General features: G+C 65.4%; 19 protein-coding genes and 1 tRNA gene. 14 read left to right on the top strand and 6 right to left on the bottom strand.

Going from position 1 to position 18,449, the window contains the following annotated elements:
- Positions 1–61: 61 nt before the first annotated feature.
- On the bottom strand, positions 62–880 hold the full coding sequence (locus ACFPJ1_RS18355; protein WP_380105326.1) for an ABC transporter ATP-binding protein: 819 nt from the start codon (positions 878–880) through the stop codon (positions 62–64).
- A 229-nt stretch (positions 881–1,109) separates the two neighbouring features.
- Here ACFPJ1_RS18355 and ACFPJ1_RS18350 point away from each other — a divergent pair, with 229 nt between their 5' ends.
- The 7 genes from ACFPJ1_RS18350 to ACFPJ1_RS18320 all read left to right on the top strand — a co-directional run bounded on the left by ACFPJ1_RS18350 (position 1,110) and on the right by ACFPJ1_RS18320 (position 6,028).
- Complete coding sequence (locus ACFPJ1_RS18350; protein WP_380105324.1) at positions 1,110–1,895, top strand: DinB family protein; 786 nt, start codon at positions 1,110–1,112, stop codon at positions 1,893–1,895.
- A gap of 567 nt (positions 1,896–2,462) precedes the next feature.
- Positions 2,463–2,720, top strand: a complete 258-nt coding sequence (locus tag ACFPJ1_RS18345) for a hypothetical protein (RefSeq protein ID WP_380105322.1) — start codon at positions 2,463–2,465, stop codon at positions 2,718–2,720.
- Between the two features lie 204 nt (positions 2,721–2,924).
- The gene (locus tag ACFPJ1_RS18340; protein WP_380105320.1) at positions 2,925–3,416 is read left to right on the top strand and encodes an AAA family ATPase; all 492 of its coding nucleotides are present in this window, start codon (positions 2,925–2,927) and stop codon (positions 3,414–3,416) included.
- Positions 3,417–3,643: 227 nt separating this feature from the next.
- Entirely contained in the window at positions 3,644–4,084 is a 441-nt protein-coding gene (locus ACFPJ1_RS18335; protein WP_380105318.1) for a VOC family protein, read from the top strand.
- A gap of 163 nt (positions 4,085–4,247) precedes the next feature.
- Entirely contained in the window at positions 4,248–4,658 is a 411-nt protein-coding gene (locus ACFPJ1_RS18330; RefSeq protein ID WP_380105317.1) for a YciI family protein, read from the top strand.
- A gap of 445 nt (positions 4,659–5,103) precedes the next feature.
- Entirely contained in the window at positions 5,104–5,556 is a 453-nt protein-coding gene (locus ACFPJ1_RS18325) for a hypothetical protein (RefSeq protein ID WP_380105315.1), read from the top strand.
- A gap of 28 nt (positions 5,557–5,584) precedes the next feature.
- Complete coding sequence (locus ACFPJ1_RS18320; protein ID WP_380105314.1) at positions 5,585–6,028, top strand: hypothetical protein; 444 nt, start codon at positions 5,585–5,587, stop codon at positions 6,026–6,028.
- 44 nt (positions 6,029–6,072) lie between these two features.
- On the opposite strand, the gene ACFPJ1_RS18315 is transcribed toward ACFPJ1_RS18320, so the two are convergent.
- Entirely contained in the window at positions 6,073–6,240 is a 168-nt protein-coding gene (locus ACFPJ1_RS18315) for a hypothetical protein (RefSeq protein ID WP_380105312.1), read from the bottom strand.
- A gap of 350 nt (positions 6,241–6,590) precedes the next feature.
- Between ACFPJ1_RS18315 and ACFPJ1_RS18310 the strand changes: the two genes are divergently transcribed.
- From ACFPJ1_RS18310 to ACFPJ1_RS18295, 4 genes are all read left to right on the top strand, one after another.
- Entirely contained in the window at positions 6,591–8,036 is a 1,446-nt protein-coding gene (locus tag ACFPJ1_RS18310; protein ID WP_380105310.1) for a DUF2252 domain-containing protein, read from the top strand.
- Positions 8,037–8,210: 174 nt separating this feature from the next.
- Complete coding sequence (locus ACFPJ1_RS18305; protein ID WP_380105309.1) at positions 8,211–9,020, top strand: carbonic anhydrase; 810 nt, start codon at positions 8,211–8,213, stop codon at positions 9,018–9,020.
- Between the two features lie 91 nt (positions 9,021–9,111).
- Entirely contained in the window at positions 9,112–9,612 is a 501-nt protein-coding gene (locus tag ACFPJ1_RS18300) for a DUF1269 domain-containing protein (RefSeq protein ID WP_380105307.1), read from the top strand.
- A 1,132-nt stretch (positions 9,613–10,744) separates the two neighbouring features.
- Entirely contained in the window at positions 10,745–11,224 is a 480-nt protein-coding gene (locus ACFPJ1_RS18295) for a potassium channel family protein (RefSeq protein WP_380105305.1), read from the top strand.
- 56 nt (positions 11,225–11,280) lie between these two features.
- On the opposite strand, the gene ACFPJ1_RS18290 is transcribed toward ACFPJ1_RS18295, so the two are convergent.
- The 3 genes from ACFPJ1_RS18290 to ACFPJ1_RS18280 form a co-directional block, all read right to left on the bottom strand.
- Positions 11,281–11,667 (bottom strand): hypothetical protein, encoded by a 387-nt coding sequence (locus ACFPJ1_RS18290; RefSeq protein ID WP_380105303.1) that lies wholly within the window; start codon positions 11,665–11,667, stop codon positions 11,281–11,283.
- Positions 11,668–13,738: 2,071 nt separating this feature from the next.
- A complete protein-coding gene (locus ACFPJ1_RS18285; RefSeq protein ID WP_380105301.1) occupies positions 13,739–14,326 on the bottom strand; it encodes a GNAT family N-acetyltransferase in 588 nt (195 codons plus the stop codon).
- Between the two features lie 597 nt (positions 14,327–14,923).
- A complete protein-coding gene (locus tag ACFPJ1_RS18280) occupies positions 14,924–15,562 on the bottom strand; it encodes a ribonuclease FAU-1 family protein (RefSeq protein ID WP_380105299.1) in 639 nt (212 codons plus the stop codon).
- 132 nt (positions 15,563–15,694) lie between these two features.
- On the opposite strand from ACFPJ1_RS18280, the gene ACFPJ1_RS18275 reads away from it, so the two are divergent.
- The 3 genes from ACFPJ1_RS18275 (at position 15,695) to ACFPJ1_RS18265 (ending at position 17,977) form a co-directional block, all read left to right on the top strand.
- Positions 15,695–15,961, top strand: a complete 267-nt coding sequence (locus ACFPJ1_RS18275) for a hypothetical protein (protein ID WP_380105297.1) — start codon at positions 15,695–15,697, stop codon at positions 15,959–15,961.
- A 172-nt stretch (positions 15,962–16,133) separates the two neighbouring features.
- On the top strand, positions 16,134–16,826 hold the full coding sequence (locus ACFPJ1_RS18270) for a VOC family protein (protein WP_380105295.1): 693 nt from the start codon (positions 16,134–16,136) through the stop codon (positions 16,824–16,826).
- 284 nt (positions 16,827–17,110) lie between these two features.
- A complete protein-coding gene (locus tag ACFPJ1_RS18265) occupies positions 17,111–17,977 on the top strand; it encodes a GNAT family N-acetyltransferase (protein WP_380105293.1) in 867 nt (288 codons plus the stop codon).
- 319 nt (positions 17,978–18,296) lie between these two features.
- Here the strand turns inward: ACFPJ1_RS18265 and ACFPJ1_RS18260 are convergent.
- Positions 18,297–18,369, bottom strand: a tRNA-Ala gene (locus ACFPJ1_RS18260).
- Positions 18,370–18,449 lie beyond the last annotated feature (80 nt).

Genomic DNA, 18,449 nt, shown 5'->3' with positions numbered 1-18,449 from the left:
ACAACGCCCTCCAACGCCACCTCAACCCCAACGAGCAACAGGCGGGTTGACACAGGGCTTCTCATGACTGGTCCTTACTTGACTCGGCCTTGTTGTCGTTCCCGACTAGTGCGAGGAAGATTTCCTCGAGGGTCGGCTGCTTCTCGACGTACTCGACCTTCGCTGGTGGGAGGAGTTGCTTCAGCTCGGCGAGGGTGCCGTTCGCGATGATCCGGCCCTCGTGGAGGATGGCGATCCGCTCTGCGAGTTGCTCAGCCTCGTCGAGGTACTGCGTGGTGAGCAGAACGGTGGTCCCCTGGTTGGCGAGCTCCTGGATGACCTGCCACACCTCGATGCGTGCTTCGGGGTCGAGCCCCGTGGTCGGCTCGTCGAGGAAGATCACCTTCGGCTCCCCGATCAGGCTCATGGAGATGTCCAGGCGACGGCGCATGCCTCCGGAGTACGTCGACACCTTCCGCGATCCCGCCTCGGTGAGGTTGAAGCGTGCGAGCAGGTCATCCGCGATCTTGCCCGGGTCCTTGAGGTGCCGCAGCTTGGCCACCAGCACCAGGTTCTCCCGGCCGGAGAGGATCTCGTCGACCGCGGCGAACTGTCCGGTCAGACTGATGGACTCCCGGACTCGGAGCGCGTCCGTCTTGACGTCGAACCCGTTGACGGTGGCCGTGCCGGCGTCCGATCCCAGCAGCGTGGACAGGATTCTCACCATCGTGGTCTTTCCCGCTCCGTTCGAGCCGAGAAGGGCGAAGATGCTGCCCGGCGCCACCTCGAAGTCCACGCCGCGCAGGACGTGCAACTCCTTGTAGGACTTCTCTATGCCCTGCACCCGGATCGCAGGCTCGCGGTCCCGCATTCCTGATTCTGTGTTCGCTGAACTTGTCATGTGACAACCATCGGTGCCGCCCCTGACACGCCTCCGCCACGCCCCTGACATGACCACTGACGCTGAGATCGAGGCGACCATCCGGGGTCAGTCGGCCTCGAATCAGGCCTTTCTCGAGGTGGCGGCTGGGGTTGCGGTGACCGCGGTCGCTGAGCGATACGCGGTTAGTTGTCGGAGCGTCATGTTTAACTTTCGCCAGCATTAACAGGGCGGTCGACAAGGAGAAGTCATGGCAACTTTCACTCGGTCCGACGAGCTGCAGGGAGCAGAGTTCGTCGACGCGGACCTGCGTGGCGCCCGGTTCGTCGGGGCCGATCTGTCCGGCGTCGTGATGCGCGGCGTCGAGATGCAGGGGACGGACATCGACGCACCGTGGCTCTCCGACGGCGAGAACTTCTTGCGCGTCAACGGCGTCGACGTGATCCCGTTCGTCGAGGCAGAACTCGACCGCCGCTTTCCCGGCCGCGCCGACCGGCGCGCCGCAGATCTGGACGGTCTGCGCGCGGCCTGGGCTGCGCTCGAGCGCACCTGGGCGGCCACGCTCGAGCGCGTCGCGGCGATGCCGGCCGGCACGGTCGACGTGTCAGTGGACGGCGAGTGGTCGTTCGCGCAGACGCTGCGGCACCTGGTCCATGCCACGGACACGTGGCTGGGCAAGGCGATCCTGGAGATCGAACAGCCGTACCACCCCATCGGCCAAGCGGACACCGGCACCGGCACCGAGGGCGACGGCTTGCACAGCTCGACCTCCGCGACGGTCACACCGTCGTACGCCGAGGTACTCGAGGTCCGGGCGGGTCGCGTCGCCATGGTGCGTGACTTCATCGCCACAGCCACACCGGACGTGCTGGCCGCGACGCGCAGGAATCCCCACGCCCCCGACCACCCCCAGACCGTCCTCTCCTGCCTGCACGTGATCCTCGAGGAGCAGTGGGAGCACCACCGCTACGCCGTACGCGACCTCGACGCAATTGAGGCAAAGCACGACGCACCAGCCAATAACCCCAGCAATTGACCCCGACGAGCGGCGACCAGGGCACGATAGACGCCGCGTCTGCGGTCTCCACCACCTCAGAGCCCTCCGGCTCCAACACCCACGCCTCGTTGGCCGCGGCCACCACCGCCAGCTCGAGCTCACCCCTGCGGCGGACGCTACCGTGTCGCCGTGCCATGGCGACCGGCACGCAGGATCGCGGCGGCCACCGGAGTTCAAACCACCTTCTTGGCCACTCAGGTCAGAAAAGGCCCTTTCCCCAGCCGGGAAAGGGCCTCTGACGTGTCAATGTCACTTCGTGCAATTCGGTGGTCAGATCTCCGTTGGCCCAGCAGGATCAGATCGCGCTTGGTGAACGTCACGCCACCGACAGAGAGTGAGATTGACGATGGGCCTCATCCGCAGAGGAATCGCAGTGGCCGTAGTAGCCCTCGCCGCGGCGGCACTGGGTCAGCCAGCCGCGATGGCACGAGTCCAGTACGCCTACGACTACTTCGGACCGCTTTGCCCTGGCGACGATTGCAGCGGGTCCCCGCTCGTCGAAAAGTATGCGACCGGATCGATCGCTGGGGACAGCGGACTGCTGAGATGAGGGGAGAAGTCGTCTCGAGCGGGTATGGCGCTGGTGCAGTCCTCACGCTCCATGTGGATGCCTTCGCCGGAACGACCAAGATCGACAGCACGACACGGTCGGCGATCGGCGACAACGACGTCACCCCTTACGGGTTCTTCATCGGTGACCCAAACCTCGCGGGCGGGATCAACCGGATCAGAACGCAGGTCTGCCTCTACAGGCCGAATTACGCCCCGTTGTGCAGCAAGCAGTGGAACGACATCAGAGACTGATCAGGGCCACGCGCGGGCTCGCCTACCTGGCCGTAGCTCGCGCGGCTAGCGCCAGACAGTGAAAGGGGCCTCAGGACGCCGTACCGCGGCACTCCTGAGGCCCCTTTCCACGGTGGTCGCGGCACTCTGGCGACGAGGCGTCGCCGGGTGGAGCCGGGAATTAATTCAAAAGCCTTTCAGGGCGTTTTTGTTATGATGAGCCCTATGGCGAAGAGAAATTACCTTGTCGAAGGTGGTTCGGGCACAGGCAAGAGTTCAGTATGTCGCGAGCTTCGAAAGCGTGGTTACAAAGCCATCGATGGCGATAACGAACTTGCCTATCAGGGCGACCCGGAAACGGGGAAACGAACCGAAGGCGTTAGTTGTCATGAGCACCATATATGGGACGTTGACAGAGTCAGAGAAATCGCAGCAAGCAAAGCGGAGGAGATCGCTCTTTTCTGTGGCGGTTCAAGGAACTTCAATAAATTCCTCGACATCTTCGACAAAGTAATCGTGCTGGACGTGGATACCGAGACACTCAAGCAGAGACTGGCTGGTCGTGCTGCCGATGATTGGGGCGGGAATGAAGAGGAAAAGGAAAAGATACTTCGTCTTCATGCCACTAAAGAAGACATCCCCAAGGGCATGGTTATCGATACCGCACGCCCACTCAATGAAGTTGTCGACGCCATAGTTAAATGTATTGAAGCTTAGTTCTAACTTCCTCCACCACCCGGAGGCGTCCCGAGAGCCACACGAAGCGCCCTCGCATGTAGTCCGGTCAGGACCTCGAAGACACCCATCTTCAAGCTGCGGTGCTCACGCAGATCCTGGGTGACGGCCAGGAGCAGGTCCTACTTCCGGCTGTCGAGAATGCGGCGCTGGCTCCGTCCTAGGTACACCAGTGGCCACGACAGGCCGCGCTGCGAAGGAGAACCACCATGACGATTCAGCGACTGGACCACGTGAGCGTCGTCGTCGACGACCTTGAGGCTGCTATTGCGTTCTTTGTCGAACTTGGTATGGAGCTGGAGGGCCAGGCGCCGATCGAGGGACCTTCGGTGGACCGTGTCAACGGGCTCGACGGCGTCCGGGTCGACATCGCGATGATGCGGACCCCGGACGGCCACGGCCGGCTTGAGCTGACGAAGTTCCATACCCCTACGGCGGTCAGCGCTGAACCGAAGAACGCGCTGGGGAACACGCTGGGCCTACGGAGCATCATGTTCGCCGTCGACGACATCGACGCCACTATCGCCGGCCTGCGAGCCCACGGCGCGGAACTCGTCGGAGAGGTAGCGCAGTACCAGGACAGCTACCGGCTCTGCTACGTCCGCGACCCCGAGGGGATCATCATCGCGCTGGCCGAGCAGCTCAGCTAACTGCCCGTCGCGGCCGACCTGCGACACGCCTCAACCCCACCGCGGCACACGGAGTCTGTGAAGCCGCCAGGAAAGGTCCCGGTGGGATGTCGAGAACCCGCTCGCAGCTCCGTCCCCTGAGTGAATACGGCCACAGTGGGCCGTACGCGTAAGGGAGAACATGATGGCCAAGTACCTGCTGCTCAAGCACTACCAGGGTGGCCCGGCCGCCGCCGCGGACTGGGCTCCGATGGACCAGTGGACGCCGGACGAGGTCGACGCTCACGTGCAGTTCATGCGCGACTTCGCGACCGGGCTGCAGGAGACGGGCGAGTTCGTCGACACCCAGGCGCTGGCGCCCGGCGGCGCGTTCGTGCGGTACGACGGCGACGGCCGGCCACCAGTGACCGACGGGCCGTTCGTCGAGACCAAGGACCTGATCGCCGGGTGGTACATCATCGACGTGGAGTCGTGGGACCGCGCGGTACAGCTGGCGGGGCAACTGTCGGCGGCCCCCGGGCAGGGCGGCAAGCCGATCCACGAATGGCTGGAGGTCCGGCCGTTTCTGGCCGACTCGCCCGCGGTCACCGGGTGATCGAGCCGCTGCTGCGGGACCTCGTGCCCGCGGTGATCGGTGTCCTCGTCCGGCGCGGGGCCGGCCCTTCCCTAGCCGGGAAAGGGCCTCTGATCTGCGGTGGCTTGGGGGAATTCGAACCCCTGACCTCTTCCATGCCATGAGCGAGGGTCATTGTCCCGCTCGTCGCCGTGAGCCTTGTATGCCCTGTAGCGCAAGGGATTGCCGCTCCACCGGTTGGCGCTGGTTGGGCCTCGTTGAGGACCGTTGTTGCGCGTGTTCGGCTCCCAAATCTCTCCCACTTGGCTGGACGGTCCGGTGGCCTGCTGCACCAGATCACCCTGCGATCGGAGGAGGAGATCAGCTTCGTAGGAGAGATCGCACCTGAGTTCATCAAGTGCGCTAGATTCACGGGTCAGTGGGGATGGCAAGGCCCCACGATCGAGAATCCGGGGTTCGCAGGACGATGAACGGCCGAATCGACTATCACGAGGTGGAGCCGCTCACGGTCTGGCTCGACGGCAAGGAACAGCAGTGCTCCGTCGACGAGACCTCCACCACCGACTCCCACTGGACGCTGGTCCTGACAACGCCGGACGGCAGGACCTGGACCGGCTCCGGCCAGGGTTTGTGGACAGCGTTCGTGGACCTGCGCCGCCAAGTGGAACCACTCGGCTACCGGCTGTGCTGCGCGGGCGCGAGGGCCGACGCGTTCATGCGCCGCGGCCGATTGTACGGCGGCTACATCGTCGACCTCTGGACCCGCCGAACCTTCTTCGGCATCAGACACGAGGCCTCGTTGTTCGACTACGCCCCTGCGGGCAAGGTCACCACCGTCGATCGACAACTGGCCCGCTACGACCGCTGGATAGACACGCCCTGGTGGCGAGCCCTCCTCCCCGGCGACCCAGTCCGCTGATGTCACTTCGTGCTAATTTCGGTGGCCGATGAGCGACTATCACGTTGTGGAGCCGATCACCGTCTTGATCGACAGCATCGAGACGGTGTGCTCCCTGGAGCAGACCTCGACGCCGGACTCGCACTGGACGCTGGTTCTGACAAGGCCTGACGGTTCAACCTGGACCGGAGCAGGGCAGGGCTTGTGGACCGCGTTCCTCGAGCTGCGACGCCATCTCGAGCCGGTCGGCTACAGGTTGTGTTGCGCGGGAGCAAAACTCGACGCCCACATGCGCGGTGGCAGATGGACGGGCGGCGACATCGTCGACATTCTGAGCCGGCGGACCCTGCTCGGGATCCGGCACAAGGCTTTCATCTTCGACTACGCCCCGCCCGCCAAGACCGCCACCGTCGACCAGCAGTCGGCCCGCAACGACCGATGGTTCGACACCCCCTGGTGGCGAGCCCTCCTCCCCGGCGACCCTGTCCACTGAGCCAAAGAACTTGCGGGTTGCTTGGAGTCCCCTGTCGGGGGGGGTTACTCGACTGCGGCGTCGTCGGGTTTGTCCGTCGGCCAGAGCAGATACATTGAGGCGAGCGCCATCGCGCAGCCCAGCAGGGTGTCGATCAGGCGGTGACCAGCCCAGGTGCCCAGGTCAGCCGCGGGCCAGCCGCGAGCAGCACGGCCCCATCGCGGACAACGCACCGGCCGGCACCACCCTCGACCCCGGACGATCGGCCGGAGCGCCCACCACGCCCAAATGAAAGTCCGCCCCGTCGCGTGGCATCCGCGCGCTACCGGCGCGACCCTCTTATAGAGGGTTGCGCACCAAGAATCACCCTGTTTAACTGATCCTTAACAGAATCTTAACTGGTTCGTAATTGATTCTCGATGCGTTGCTCCGGTGATGCCCCCTCCACCGTGGGTGCCCATGTTCGGCACCAGGAGCGCACGAGAAGCAGCGCCAGGTGAGGCGCCTTGGCCATGTCGGGTGTGGCCGTGCACGGGGAGTGCGATCGTCGCCAGGCGGCGGACCGACCCGGGAGGTGGGTCGGATGGCAGTACAGGAAATGACGCATCCGAGCGTCGATGATCGCAAAGCCGAGGGTCTGATGGCCCGGGACCGGGCGACTCCGTCGAGCCATACCAAGTGGCGGCCAGCCGATGACCGTCCTGATCCGGTTGGCCTGCTGGAGGAGCAGGACACCACCCGCGAGCCGGACCTGGTGCCCGTCCGCCATGGCCGGATGATGGTCTCGCCGTTCACCTTCTACCGGGGTGCGGCCAAGATCATGGCCGCGGACTTGAAGGACACGCCGGTGGCTGGTCTCAAGGCCGAGTTGTGCGGGGATGCGCACCTGTCGAATTTCGGCCTGTTCGCCTCGCCCGAGCGGCGGCTGCTGTTCGATGTGAACGACTTCGACGAGACGCTGCCGGGGCCGTTCGAGTGGGACGTGAAGCGGATGGCGGCGAGTTTTACGATCGCGGGCCGCAACAACGGGTTCTCCGAGGCCGACACACGCGCGGCGACGCTGGCGTCGGTGCGGGCCTATCGGGAGGCGATGGCGTCCTTCGCGCAGATGGGCACGATGGACATCTGGTACGCCCACCTGGACGAAGAAGAGCTCAGGAGCGCGACGCGCAACGCCGTGGCCGAGTCGAAGAAGGGGGCGAAGAAGAAGGAGAAGAAGGAGGTCAAGAAGACGCTGAAGCAGGCGGGGAAGGTTGCCGCGAAGGCGCGTACGCGTGACAGCATGCAGGCGCTGTCCAAGCTCGGCGAGCTGGTCGATGGGGAATACCGGATCGTCAGCCAGCCGCCGATCGTGGTCCCGGCACGCGACCTGGCCGTCGCCGACGGCTTGTCCCGCGACCAGGTCGAGTCGATGATCCGTGATCAGTTCCGCGCCTACCGGGCCACCTTGCAAGACGACCGGCGCCGGCTGTTGGAGCGCTTCGAGGTGGTGGACCTGGCCCGCAAGGTTGTCGGTGTCGGCAGTGTCGGCACCCGGGCGTTCATCGTGCTGCTCCAGGGCCGCGACGCCAACGACCCCCTGTTCCTGCAGGTCAAGGAGGCGACCGCCTCGGTGCTGGAGCCCTACCTGGGTAAGAGCCGATACAAGCAGTGTGGCGAGCGGGTGGTGCAGGGGCAGCGGATGATGCAGGCCGCCAGCGACATCTACCTCGGCTGGACCAAGGGGGCGGACGTGCGCCGCCACTTCTACTGGCGCCAACTGCGCGACATGAAGGGGTCGGCAGACCCCGAGACGATGACACCAGTCGGGCTCACGTACTACGCGCGCATGTGCGGATGGACGCTGGCGCGGGCCCACGCCCGGTCCGGCGACGCTGTCGCGATCGCCGAGTACCTGGGCGGCAGCGACGAGTTCGACGAGTCGATCACCGACTTCTCCGACCGGTACGCCGACCAGAACGAGCAGGACTACAACGAGTTCGTGACGGCCGTCCGCACCGGACGCCTCGAAGCGGTCGAGGGCGTCTGACGATCCACCTGGGGTTGCCGCGCAACACCGCCGCGAGGAGGTGGTCCGCGACGAGTGAGGACCGGCGGGAGGTGACCGGTGTCTGGCACGCTACGACGCCGACACCCCCGCGACCACCAGTTAGGACCCCGCTCGCCGGGGCCGGACACACACGCATGAGAGGGATGAGGCACGGTGGAACGACGACTGCGTGGCACCGTCATCGCGGCGGTTCTTATTTTGGGGTTGACCTCGGCGGGGAGTGTGAGTCAGGCGTCCGGCCCTGCGGCCGCGCCGGCCGCCCCATCGGGAGGTTTCACCTACAACGGCGATACGGGTCCCGGCTTCTGGGCCGACCTCGACCCGGCGAACGCGGCGTGCCGCGTCGGGATCAGCCAGTCGCCGATCAACATCAAGCACGTGAAGATCGATAAGAACCTCCGGCCGCTGAAGCTTGCTTTGGAAGCCACGCCGATCTCCCTGATCAACAACGGGCACGCCATCGAGGAGGAGATCGAGTCCCCGAACACCCTGACGTTGAACGGCGACGTGTACACCTCAGCTCAGTTCCACTTCCACACGCTCTCCGAGCACGCCATCGGTGGCCAGCGCGGCGTCATGGAACTCCACGCCGTGTTCAAGAACCCTGCCGGGAAGACCGCCGTCGTCGGCACGCTGTTCAGGATCGGGCACAGGAACGCCTTCCTCCATAGGCTCATGTCTGCCGGTCTCCCGAAGCACTCCGGGGACAAGGTGACCTCCGAGGTCGAGATCAACCTTGCCGATGGACTCACGGACACCTCCGAGTACTACACGTACTCGGGATCCCTGACCACGCCCCCGTGCACCGAGGCTGTCACCTGGTTCGTGCTCAAGCGCCAGGCCCAGCTGTCCGCGGCACAGTTCAAGGCCTTCGAGGACATCCTCGGCAACGACTTCCGACCCCTCCAGAGCGTCAACGGCCGCGTGGTGCATGCCACCGCCGATCGCGGCAAGGGCCATTAGGACAACCCACGTCGGGAACGCGCCCGGCTGACAGCGTGTGAACATCGTGTGGCCGGCTCAAAGCCGGTCGCCGGATGAAGAGGAGAAGCTCGTGGGATCTGACAGCAAAGCACCAGTCCGCCTGTACATCGCGGCCTACCCGGACCCGAAGGCGGCCCAGGAGGATTGGGACGCCATCAAGCAGCTCGCCGAGGACGACGTGATCAAGGTCGAGGGACTCGTCCTCGTCAGCCGTGACGCCGACGGCAAGATCAACGTCGACGACGACTTCCACACAGCCGCTAAGGGCGCCGCGTGGGGCGCGGTCGGTGGCGCGGTCATCGGCCTGATCTTCCCGCCCAGCCTGCTGGCCGGCGCAGCGGTCGGTGCGGCGGCGGGACTTGGTATCGGTGGGCTCAAGTCTCACGGCGAAAAGAAGGAGATCAAGGCTGACGTCGAGGACACCTTGCCGCCGAACAGTTCGGGCATCGTAGCGCTGTTCGAGGAATCGTGGGTCGCCGATGTCGACAAGGCGCTGTCGCATGCGGAGAAGCTCACCAAGCACGAGGTCGACGCGGACAGTGCGGCGGAGGTCAAGAACGCCGCCAAGTAGTCCGCAGCCGCGAGCTGGTCTCCTGGGCGAGCAGCACGCGCCCGGACGCTGGATCCTTGAGCAGAAGCCATGCCGCGAATCAGGCCTGACAGTCGGACTGGAGGTCTGATGGAAGGCGTACGTCGATCAGTCCTCGCCGTGCTGGTAACCGTTGCTCTGCTCGTCGTACCGATGGCGTGCGGTACCGGCTCACCACAGAGTGTGTCGAGTCCGTCAGCGACAGTAGCGCCGCCGGCAACAGTACGTGGGCGGCGTAGGGTCGTTGAGCTGCGCGGCCGGGGCGAGGCGGAACTCGCGCGAGCGGTCGACGGCGGGTGCGGTCGTTCTTGCTCGGGTTGCTGGCCGGGCTGCCACGGACCAACGGCTGACATCGCCGTGCACGCCGGTGAGGTCGGTCCGGATGGGATGCAGCATTTCGAGGGGCCGGCGGCCCGGGCATGACCTCGGTCGGGATGAGCGTGGCGTGCCGGAACAGGGCCCTGACGCGGCCAATCGGTGCGGCTACGGGGACACCGCGACGGCCACCCGTCGGCCTTGCGGTATCGGCGACGACGATCGCGACACTCGGGGCTACTAGCAGAGAGGGGTGACTCGATGAGGTACACGGTTGCCGCGGCGGGGGAGTCGAGAACCGAGCGCAGGGCTGGCGTGGCGCTCGCAAGCACGCCGAGACAGGATCGCCGCAGCGAGCTGGCCGGCGGTGCGCACGCGGTCGCGGAGGGCACATCGCACACGCAGTGCGGCATCCGTACCGATCAGCTCGAGAAGTTTCCCGAGCTGGCGTTTCTGAGTGTGAATCCGGGACTGCGGTGCAAGGTCTGAGCGAGCGGCCTTGTCGGTGAGGCACCCGAGTAGTTGTTGCTCCTCGGCGACAGCGTCGGCAGCCGAAAAGCGAGCGACGAGCCGGGCTCCTGGACCGAGCCTCGCCAGGATCGGTCCTACAAGCAATAAAACAAGCAGCCGATGAGCGGACGGGCATTGGAGGGTGCGGACCCGTCGTTCGCTACATGCGGCGGGCGTGGTGGCCATTTCGCCGAGTACCACATCGAACTTGACCGGGCTTCCCGCCGATGCCATCGCCGGTTGCGGTGGGACGATCGTGGTTATTGCGTTCCAGGAAGGATCGGACGTCATGGTTCGCTTGTTGGTGATGCGCCGGTTCGAGGCGTTCCGGCACGCCCCGCTGTCGGTGCGCAAGGCGATGGCGGTGATCGTCGCCGCGACGCTGGTGAGTGTGCTGGTCGGCGGCGTGCTGATCAGGCTGGTTGATCCGGAGGAGTTCCCGGACCTGGGTACGGGGATGTGGTGGGCGTTGCAGACGGTGACCACGGTCGGGTACGGCGACGTGACCCCCGAGAACACCGCTGGGCGGTTCGTGGGGGCGCTGTTCTTGCTGGAGGCGATCGCGTTCGTGACGATCGTGACCGCGGTGATCACCTCCAGCTTCGTGGAGCGGGCGCGCCAGCAGCAGATCGCCGACTCCGAGACCGCGGACGCGGCAGGTATCGAGCAGCTGACGGCCCAGCTCGCGGAGATCACCGCGAAGCTGGAGCGGATCCAGCAAACCGTCGACCCCGGAGGATCGGCCGGAGCGCCCACCACGCGTAGTTGAACGTCCGTGGCACGGCTGCCCTTCGCTGCGACCCGCAACGCTCGGAAGGGAATCTGTCAGTGCCCGGCCAGCAGGTTCTTCACGACGGCAACGAATTCCACGGAGTCGGGCAGGAGGAGCACACCAACGGAGACGATCACTGCAACGCCGGCCGCACCGGCCAGCTGGGCACCAGCCAATTCGACATCGGAAGAGCGGACCGAGCCGGCCCCCACCAACCGCGACGAGACACGGAACGCCAACCAGTGCGCGAGCGCGAGGCCAAGCGTGACCCCCCAGATGAGTCCCCACACGTTGGTGTGCTCGGCGGCGCTCTCCGGTATCGCGATCAAGGAGGCCATCAGGCAGATCGCCACGTAAAGGGCCATCGTCAAGGCTTCCTTGCCGAGCTCCAACCTGTGCTCGCCCACGCCCGATATCGGGGCGGCACGTCCGTCTGCCATGGCGCCATCGTCCGATTCAGGTCTGCGCCCGTCCACGCACACGCTGGTTCTCGGCGGTGATCTTGTCAGCGACGTACCAGCAACTGGGCGTACTAGCCTCCCGTTTTGCCTCCCGGGTCATACAAAAGAGGCCCTTTCCCAACTGGGAAAGGGCCTAGACCGGCGGTGGAGCTTAGGGGATTCGAACCCCTGACATCTTCCATGCCATGGATTTCCCCTGCGTTTGGGGCGCTTCGACGACCTATCACTTGCGTCCACTGACGTCCATCCGTGTCCGGACCGGTCGGGGTCGTTGCGTCCCAGTTTGCCTCCCGAAAGGTGGCTCCGCCCACCCACCCTCTCAGCTCAGTGCCCCGTTCGCGTTCCGGTGCCTCAGCACTGATCAAGAGCCGGACCGCGCAGCCGACCAGAGTTCAGGGCGTGCTACCCAAGAAGCGGCGCCACACCTCGCGCTTCATCTCCGCGAAGGAATCCACGACGTCCTGCGCGGTCTCGGCATCTTCGACAGCCCCGACTGCTCGGCCAACATCTCGCCAGGAGGTACCCGACGCGAGAGCCCCACGCACCGCCTCACCAAGTGCCTTATCGATAGCGATCGATGCCCGACAGCATTCGCGCACCGACTCCAGCGGATCTTGCCTCCAGTGACCACGTTGTCGGAGCCGAAGCCGCTCACCGTGTCCCGATAGGCGCAGATGGGGAGCTCGTGCAAACACGGAGACCACCTCCTCGTTGAACTACTTCGAGATTAGGTCTCAACCGCCGACCTCTGGGTTATGAGTAGACCTGATGCTGTCTCAAGTATCCCGTCGAGCTCCATCCGTACCCAGGGAACAGCCTTGAACTGTCTCATGCGTGCCGTACTGTCGGCCCCCGTCCCGGTCCGTCGTGGTCACCGATTTGGTCACGGACTCTGGGCTTCGACGGAGCTCAGGAGCGCCGATTTCGGTCAGGGCTCAGTCGTCGTGCCCGACTTTTCTTTCGAGGCCTGAGCCATCGATCGTCTGGCAACGGTCAGTCCAGCGATAGCCGCGATCAATCCCGCCAGCGACGACACCAGGCCGGCCACCGCCGAGATGACATCGGAGACACCAGAGCTAGCGGAGGGTGCGGGCGGGGCCTGTGCTGACACTGTTGGTGGTACTGGTGATCCTGAGAGCGTTGATGATGGCGCCGGTGATCCTGAGTGCGTCGATGATGGCGCCGGTGATCCTGAGAGCGTTGATGAAGGTGACGGTAGAGGTGACCTGTCAGTGCTCAGAAAGACGGGCCAGAGCGTGACAAGCCCAACTGCCAGCAGCACCAGACCGCCCGCCAGCAGGCTGAACCCGCGCAGCGTCCCCCTCACCCTCCCAGCCTATGACTCCAACCGTAGGTAGGCGCAGGGTTCGAACCCCTTCGCATGATCGCTGGTCCCGGCCATCTCCCTGATCGAGGCCGACGTGAATCGTTGCGGTGGTCGAGGTGTACTCCACGTCGAGGCAGTTGGACCGGTGGCGACGACTCATCAGCAATTGGAAGTCTTAGCCCTCCCAGGTCAAGCAGAAGAGGCCCTTTCCCAGTCGGGAAAGGGCCTCTGATCTGCGGTGGAGCTGAGGGGATTCGAACCCCTGACCTCTGCCATGCCATTCACACCTGACCACCGAACGACGGTCGGACCGCACCCGGCTCTCGTCCATCAACGTCGTCGACACGTGGATGTCTGGGCCTGTTCGGCACCGTTGTCACTCACTTAGTCACTCACCTACGACCCCAACTCGGATGCTGGCCGAGATCGGGTGCCGCTTACCGGCGAGATCTTCTCCAGATCAGCACCGGAAGCATGCTCGGCTCGACGGCTGGGCTAAATCACCTTGCCCCAGAAGGGGATTCCCAATCGATCATCGGCCGGCTGCCGTTCACGCTGGGTCTAAGGGACCGGTGGGCGTGCGGCTTGCGGATCAGTCGCGAGAGCCCGCCAAAGGTCCCCACGAGAGTGTGCACGTACGCGCAATCGTGGAGAAGCCGAGCGACTCGTAGAGACGGCGCGGTGCCGGGTAGCCGTCGTCTCCGCGTGGAGCGAGGGACCGGTTCAGTCGCGCCTGCTCGGGGCGACCTCGCGCACCATCACGCAGTTGCCCAGGCCCTTGGGCCGGTCGTAGGTGAAGCCCTCGCGCTCGTACATCGTGCGGGTGCCGTTGTAGAGGAACGAGGAGTTCTTCTTCCGGACCCCGCCGGTGTCGTGCGGGTAGCCCTCGACCAGGCCGCCGCCGGCCTGCGCGATCAGCTCGACCGCTCCGCGCAGGGCGATCGCCGCCAGGCCGTGACCGCGAAAGCCGCGCTCGACCAGGATGCAGGTGACCCGGTAGTCGGGCAGTCGCTCGGCAGTGGCGACGTACTCCTTGCGGTGTTGGATGTTGGGCAGCTCCTCGGGTGATCCGTACTCCGCCCACGCGACGGCCCGGTCGCCGTCGTAGACCAGCGCCGCGTGCGCGATCCCATCGGCCACCAGACGTTGCTTGAGCGCCCGGTTCCCCTCGGCGGTCTGGCCCTTCTCCGCGCAGTCGGGATGGAAATGCGTACACCAGCAACTGGCGAACATGCCCTTGTTCCGCTCGACGAGAGCGGCGAAGTCGTCGAACGTCTCCGGCGTGAGCGCCTCGATTGTGAAGTCGGACATGCCGACAACGTACCCCCGATTGCGGACGTTCTGCGTCCGGTAGCGATGGACGAGATCCTGCCCGAAACCGGTAGTCACTCAGGTCACGCAAGAGGCCGGTCTCCTGAAAGGGGAAACCGGCCTCTGATCTGCGGTGGAGCTTAGGGGATTCGAACCCCTGACCTCTTCCATGCCATGGGCGGGAGTCACTGTGGCTCTGTAGGTGGCACGGCGCTGCATCCCCTTACTGGCAAGCGATCCCGCCGCTTCAGTTGCTGCGCGTTGGATCCGGTTTCGAGCCGTTCTTACGCCTGGCCAGCTCCCAAATCTCTCCCACTACAGCCGCGCAGGAGCTCCGAGGTTTAAGTTCGACCTGACCCCATCCTGCACTGTCCGCAGCCGTCCGCCGGAGTCGGAGCACTCTCGGCCGATACCCCCTCGATCAGGCGCGAACCGGGGTGAACTGCAACCACAACTGCAACCACGTCTTGTCGTTGCCAACTCGGCACAACTCGTCGAGCCCGTGGGCGAGGAGCCGCCCTGGGTGGTACCGCCATCTACACGGGGCAAGTTTAGGCAGCGGATAAGGCTCCAAAGCGGCACTCTTGGGTCTGACGATCAGCGGGACGCCACCTCGGCGTCCCAGTACGGGGGCAGGTCGGCCGGTTCCCACGACGGATCGGGACGGAAATCCGTGTACCGGCCGTCGAACGGGAACCGGCCGGCCTCGATGTCGCCGATGATGCGCTCGCCAGCGGCGCGGATGCGGTCCGCCTCGACCGCCGTCCAGTACGCCGGATGATCGACACGCTCGGCCAGCTCGTCCTCGTCCTTCCAGGACCAGCTGCGATCGGGCGCGACCACGATGTCGAGCGCGTGATCGAGGATGTCGGTCCCGGCCGACCAGCGGCGCACCGGGGACTCCAGGTTCACGTACCAGCCTTCGAACCGCATCTCAAGGTCGAAGAACCACCACACCGAATGGTCGGCCTCGGGTTCGGTGCGGATCAGCACGTGCCGGCCGTCCCAGCGCCGCGGCCAGAGCATGGACGGCGTACGGTCCCGCTCCGCCAGCGACGTCTTCCGGATCGACGCGCCGTCCCGAGTGCCGCGCAGCATGCAGTCCGATCCGGACGCAGTCCAGGTGAGCAGCGCCTCCGCGTCGTCGCGCACGACCCGCGCGGTCTCCACCGCGGCGATCATCCCGTTGCGGTGGACGTCGCGGCGGGCGATCGATCGACCAGGAGCGAAGATCATCGGGCCATGGTACGGCCGTCTCTGGGCCACGCCGCAGCCCGGCCATGAGGTTCAGGAACAGGCACTAAGGATGCTCTTGACGGTTACGTGTCAAGCGCGCGGGCGGCTCTGGAGGAGCGTTGGCTCGCCTCGGTGCTTGCCCTGGAGGAGGACGAGCGGCAGAAGCTGCTTGCCTGGGTGCCTGTGATCAAGAAGTCCATCGAGAAGGCTCAGGAAGAAGCGGTGACGCTGGCTGCCATGCTGGTGGGAGGCGAGCGGTTCTCCCAAATCTCTCCCACTGGCCCTTCTAACGAAACAGGCCAGGGGACGAAAGTGCCTCCTGACCTGCTGATACTGCTGGTGGAGCTTAGGGGATTCGAACCCCTGACCTCTTCCATGCCATTCACAGCGAGCCCCTGAGTGGCGGCGGAAGGCGAACCGCCCGCCGTCCGGGAACGTTCGTGGTTGTCCGGTCGGACGCGGGCCGGTTGTCACTCAGTTAGACACTCAGGATCTGGGGTCATACCTGGCCTAGGGACTGTTTCAGAAGTAGCGCAGGCGGGGTGCCAGTGGGGGCTGCAAGGATGCGGCCATGGAACAGATATTGAGTCGGCAGGAAGCGTCGGAGGCGGTCCAGGACTCTGGGTGGCGCTTCTTGCTGGGCACTTTGCGAACGTCGGTCCCGGTCGGGTCGTCGGCTCGGGCGATCGGCTTGGCAGCGGACGCTGTCGCGGTGTGCGGCGACGACGCCGACCTGCACCTTCGGGTCGATGTCCGCCCCGATCGGGTCGTCTTCACTCTGCAGTCGTTGGAGCGCGCAGCGGTTACCACCCGGGATGTCGAACTCGCGCTTCGGATCTCTGCCGCCGCGGACAGGTCCGGGTTTCTGACGGAGCCCGAAATCGGAACGGGAGCACCGCGATCCGTCCAGATACTGGAGATCGCGATTGATGCACTGGACATTGCCGGGATTCGGGCGTTCTGGAAGGCGGTGCTGGGCTATACCGATGAGGCGGGGGCCGAGGGACCGGAGGATCCGCTCGTCGACCCGGTCGGGCAGGGCCCGGCCATCTGGTTCCAGCAGATGCACCGGGCGCGCCCGCAGCGCAATCGCATCCACTTCGACATCTGTGTTCCGCATGACGAGGCGCCACGGCGCGTCGAGACCGCACTGGCGGCTGGGGGCCGACTTGTGTCCGCGACGCGTGCCCCAGCTTTCTGGGTGCTTGCCGACCTGGAGGGGAACGAAGCCTGCGTGACCACATGGCAGGGCCGAGACGGCTGAAACTTTCTTCCAACCTGCTGGTCACAGCCACTCGTTGATGGCTGCGACCAGCAGGTTGCCTCATAGCGAACGGCGGGATCTTGCGTCGGCGCAGGTAGGCGCGGTTGGCCCGGGAGCCGTCGGGCACAAGAGCACCCAAGTGACCGAAACGGTGTACCGGCATGAGCTGCGGCCCGTACTGACCGAGGGCGCCGAAGCGATGGACAAGATCCTGTCCGAAACCGTTGGTCACTCAGTTACATAATCGGTTGCACGCCACCGAGACGGGGTGTCAGATCCCGGCTATGACGATTTTGCTGAGTACGCCGACGGCCGACGGGGTGCGCGAGGCTATTGCGGCGCTGCGGGAGTGGCAGCACGACGAAGCGCCGATGCAGCTGCATCCCGGGGACATCGGCTGGAACTACCGGTTCGGAACGGCCGAGACGGCCGCGGTGGTCCGGACCTGGAGCCGGGACGGACGGATCCTCGCTGTCGGGATGCTGGATTCGCCGACGGTGGTGCGGATGACGGTCGCTCCCGACGCTTTCCAGGACGAGGACTTGGCGCGGCGGTTCGTCGAGGACTTCTCGCTGCCTGAGCGCGGCGTGCTGCCGGAAGGAGCGGTGTCCATCGAGGCGCCGCAGGGCCTGCTGCTCCACGACCTGTTGACCAAGGAGGGCTGGGGTGTCGACGAGCCGTGGACGCCGCTCTTCCGCGACCTCGCCGAAGCGGTGGAGGACCCCGACGTGTGGATCAAGGCGATCGGCCTGGAGCAGGCACAGGACTTCGCCGACGTCCTGCGGTCCGCGTTCAACACCACGAGGCCCACGCGCGAGTACCGGCACGAGATGTCCGCGGGACCGTTCTACGCCGACGCCCGATGCCTGGGTGCTTACGACGACCAGGGCAACCCCGCGGCGGTGGTGACGATCTGGTCGGCCGGCCCGGGGAAGCCGGGACTGGTCGAGCCGATGGGCGTCCATACGGACCACCGCGGCCGCGGCTATGGCCGGGCGATCACCGTCGCCGGGGCGGCCGCACTGCGGGAGATGGGCTCGTCGAGCGTGCGCGTGTGCACGCCGAGCTCTAACGTCGGCGGCGTCGCGACGTACAAGGCGGCCGGGTTCGCGGCGAGGCCGGAGATCGCCGACCGGATCCGGAAGGTCTGACGTCGGTGTCTCCGGACCGTCTCACCATGCGGCAGCACCACGTACGTCGGCCGTGCGCGGCAGAGCCTCGTGCGGCAGCCTTACGAGGTGCTCTGCTCTCGACTCGATCGAACATCCACTGCTCCAACTCCGAGGGAGTCCGGCCGACGAGGGCGGTTCCATCCGTCATCCGCATAGCGCATACCAACGACGTACTGCGCAAATGACCGTCCGTCAGCCGTACAAACCTGGGAACCACCTCGAAGCGCCGAAATCAGTAGTCACTCAGGTCATGCAAAAGGCCGGTTTCCCGAGTGGGAAACCGGCCTCTGAGCTGCGGTGGAGCTTAGGGGATTCGAACCCCTGACCTCTTCCATGCCATGGAAGCGCGCTACCAACTGCGCCAAAGCCCCGCGGTGTCTTGCGACTCCGGAAGTTTAGCGGATGGGTGGCCGCAAAGAAAAATCGGGTGGGGCAGGGCTGGAGGTGAGCA

The sequence above is a fragment of the Kribbella qitaiheensis genome, assembly GCF_042657745.1.
In the GTDB taxonomy this organism is placed as follows: domain Bacteria; phylum Actinomycetota; class Actinomycetes; order Propionibacteriales; family Kribbellaceae; genus Kribbella; species Kribbella qitaiheensis.
This window is presented reverse-complemented; position numbering and strand designations above follow the sequence as displayed.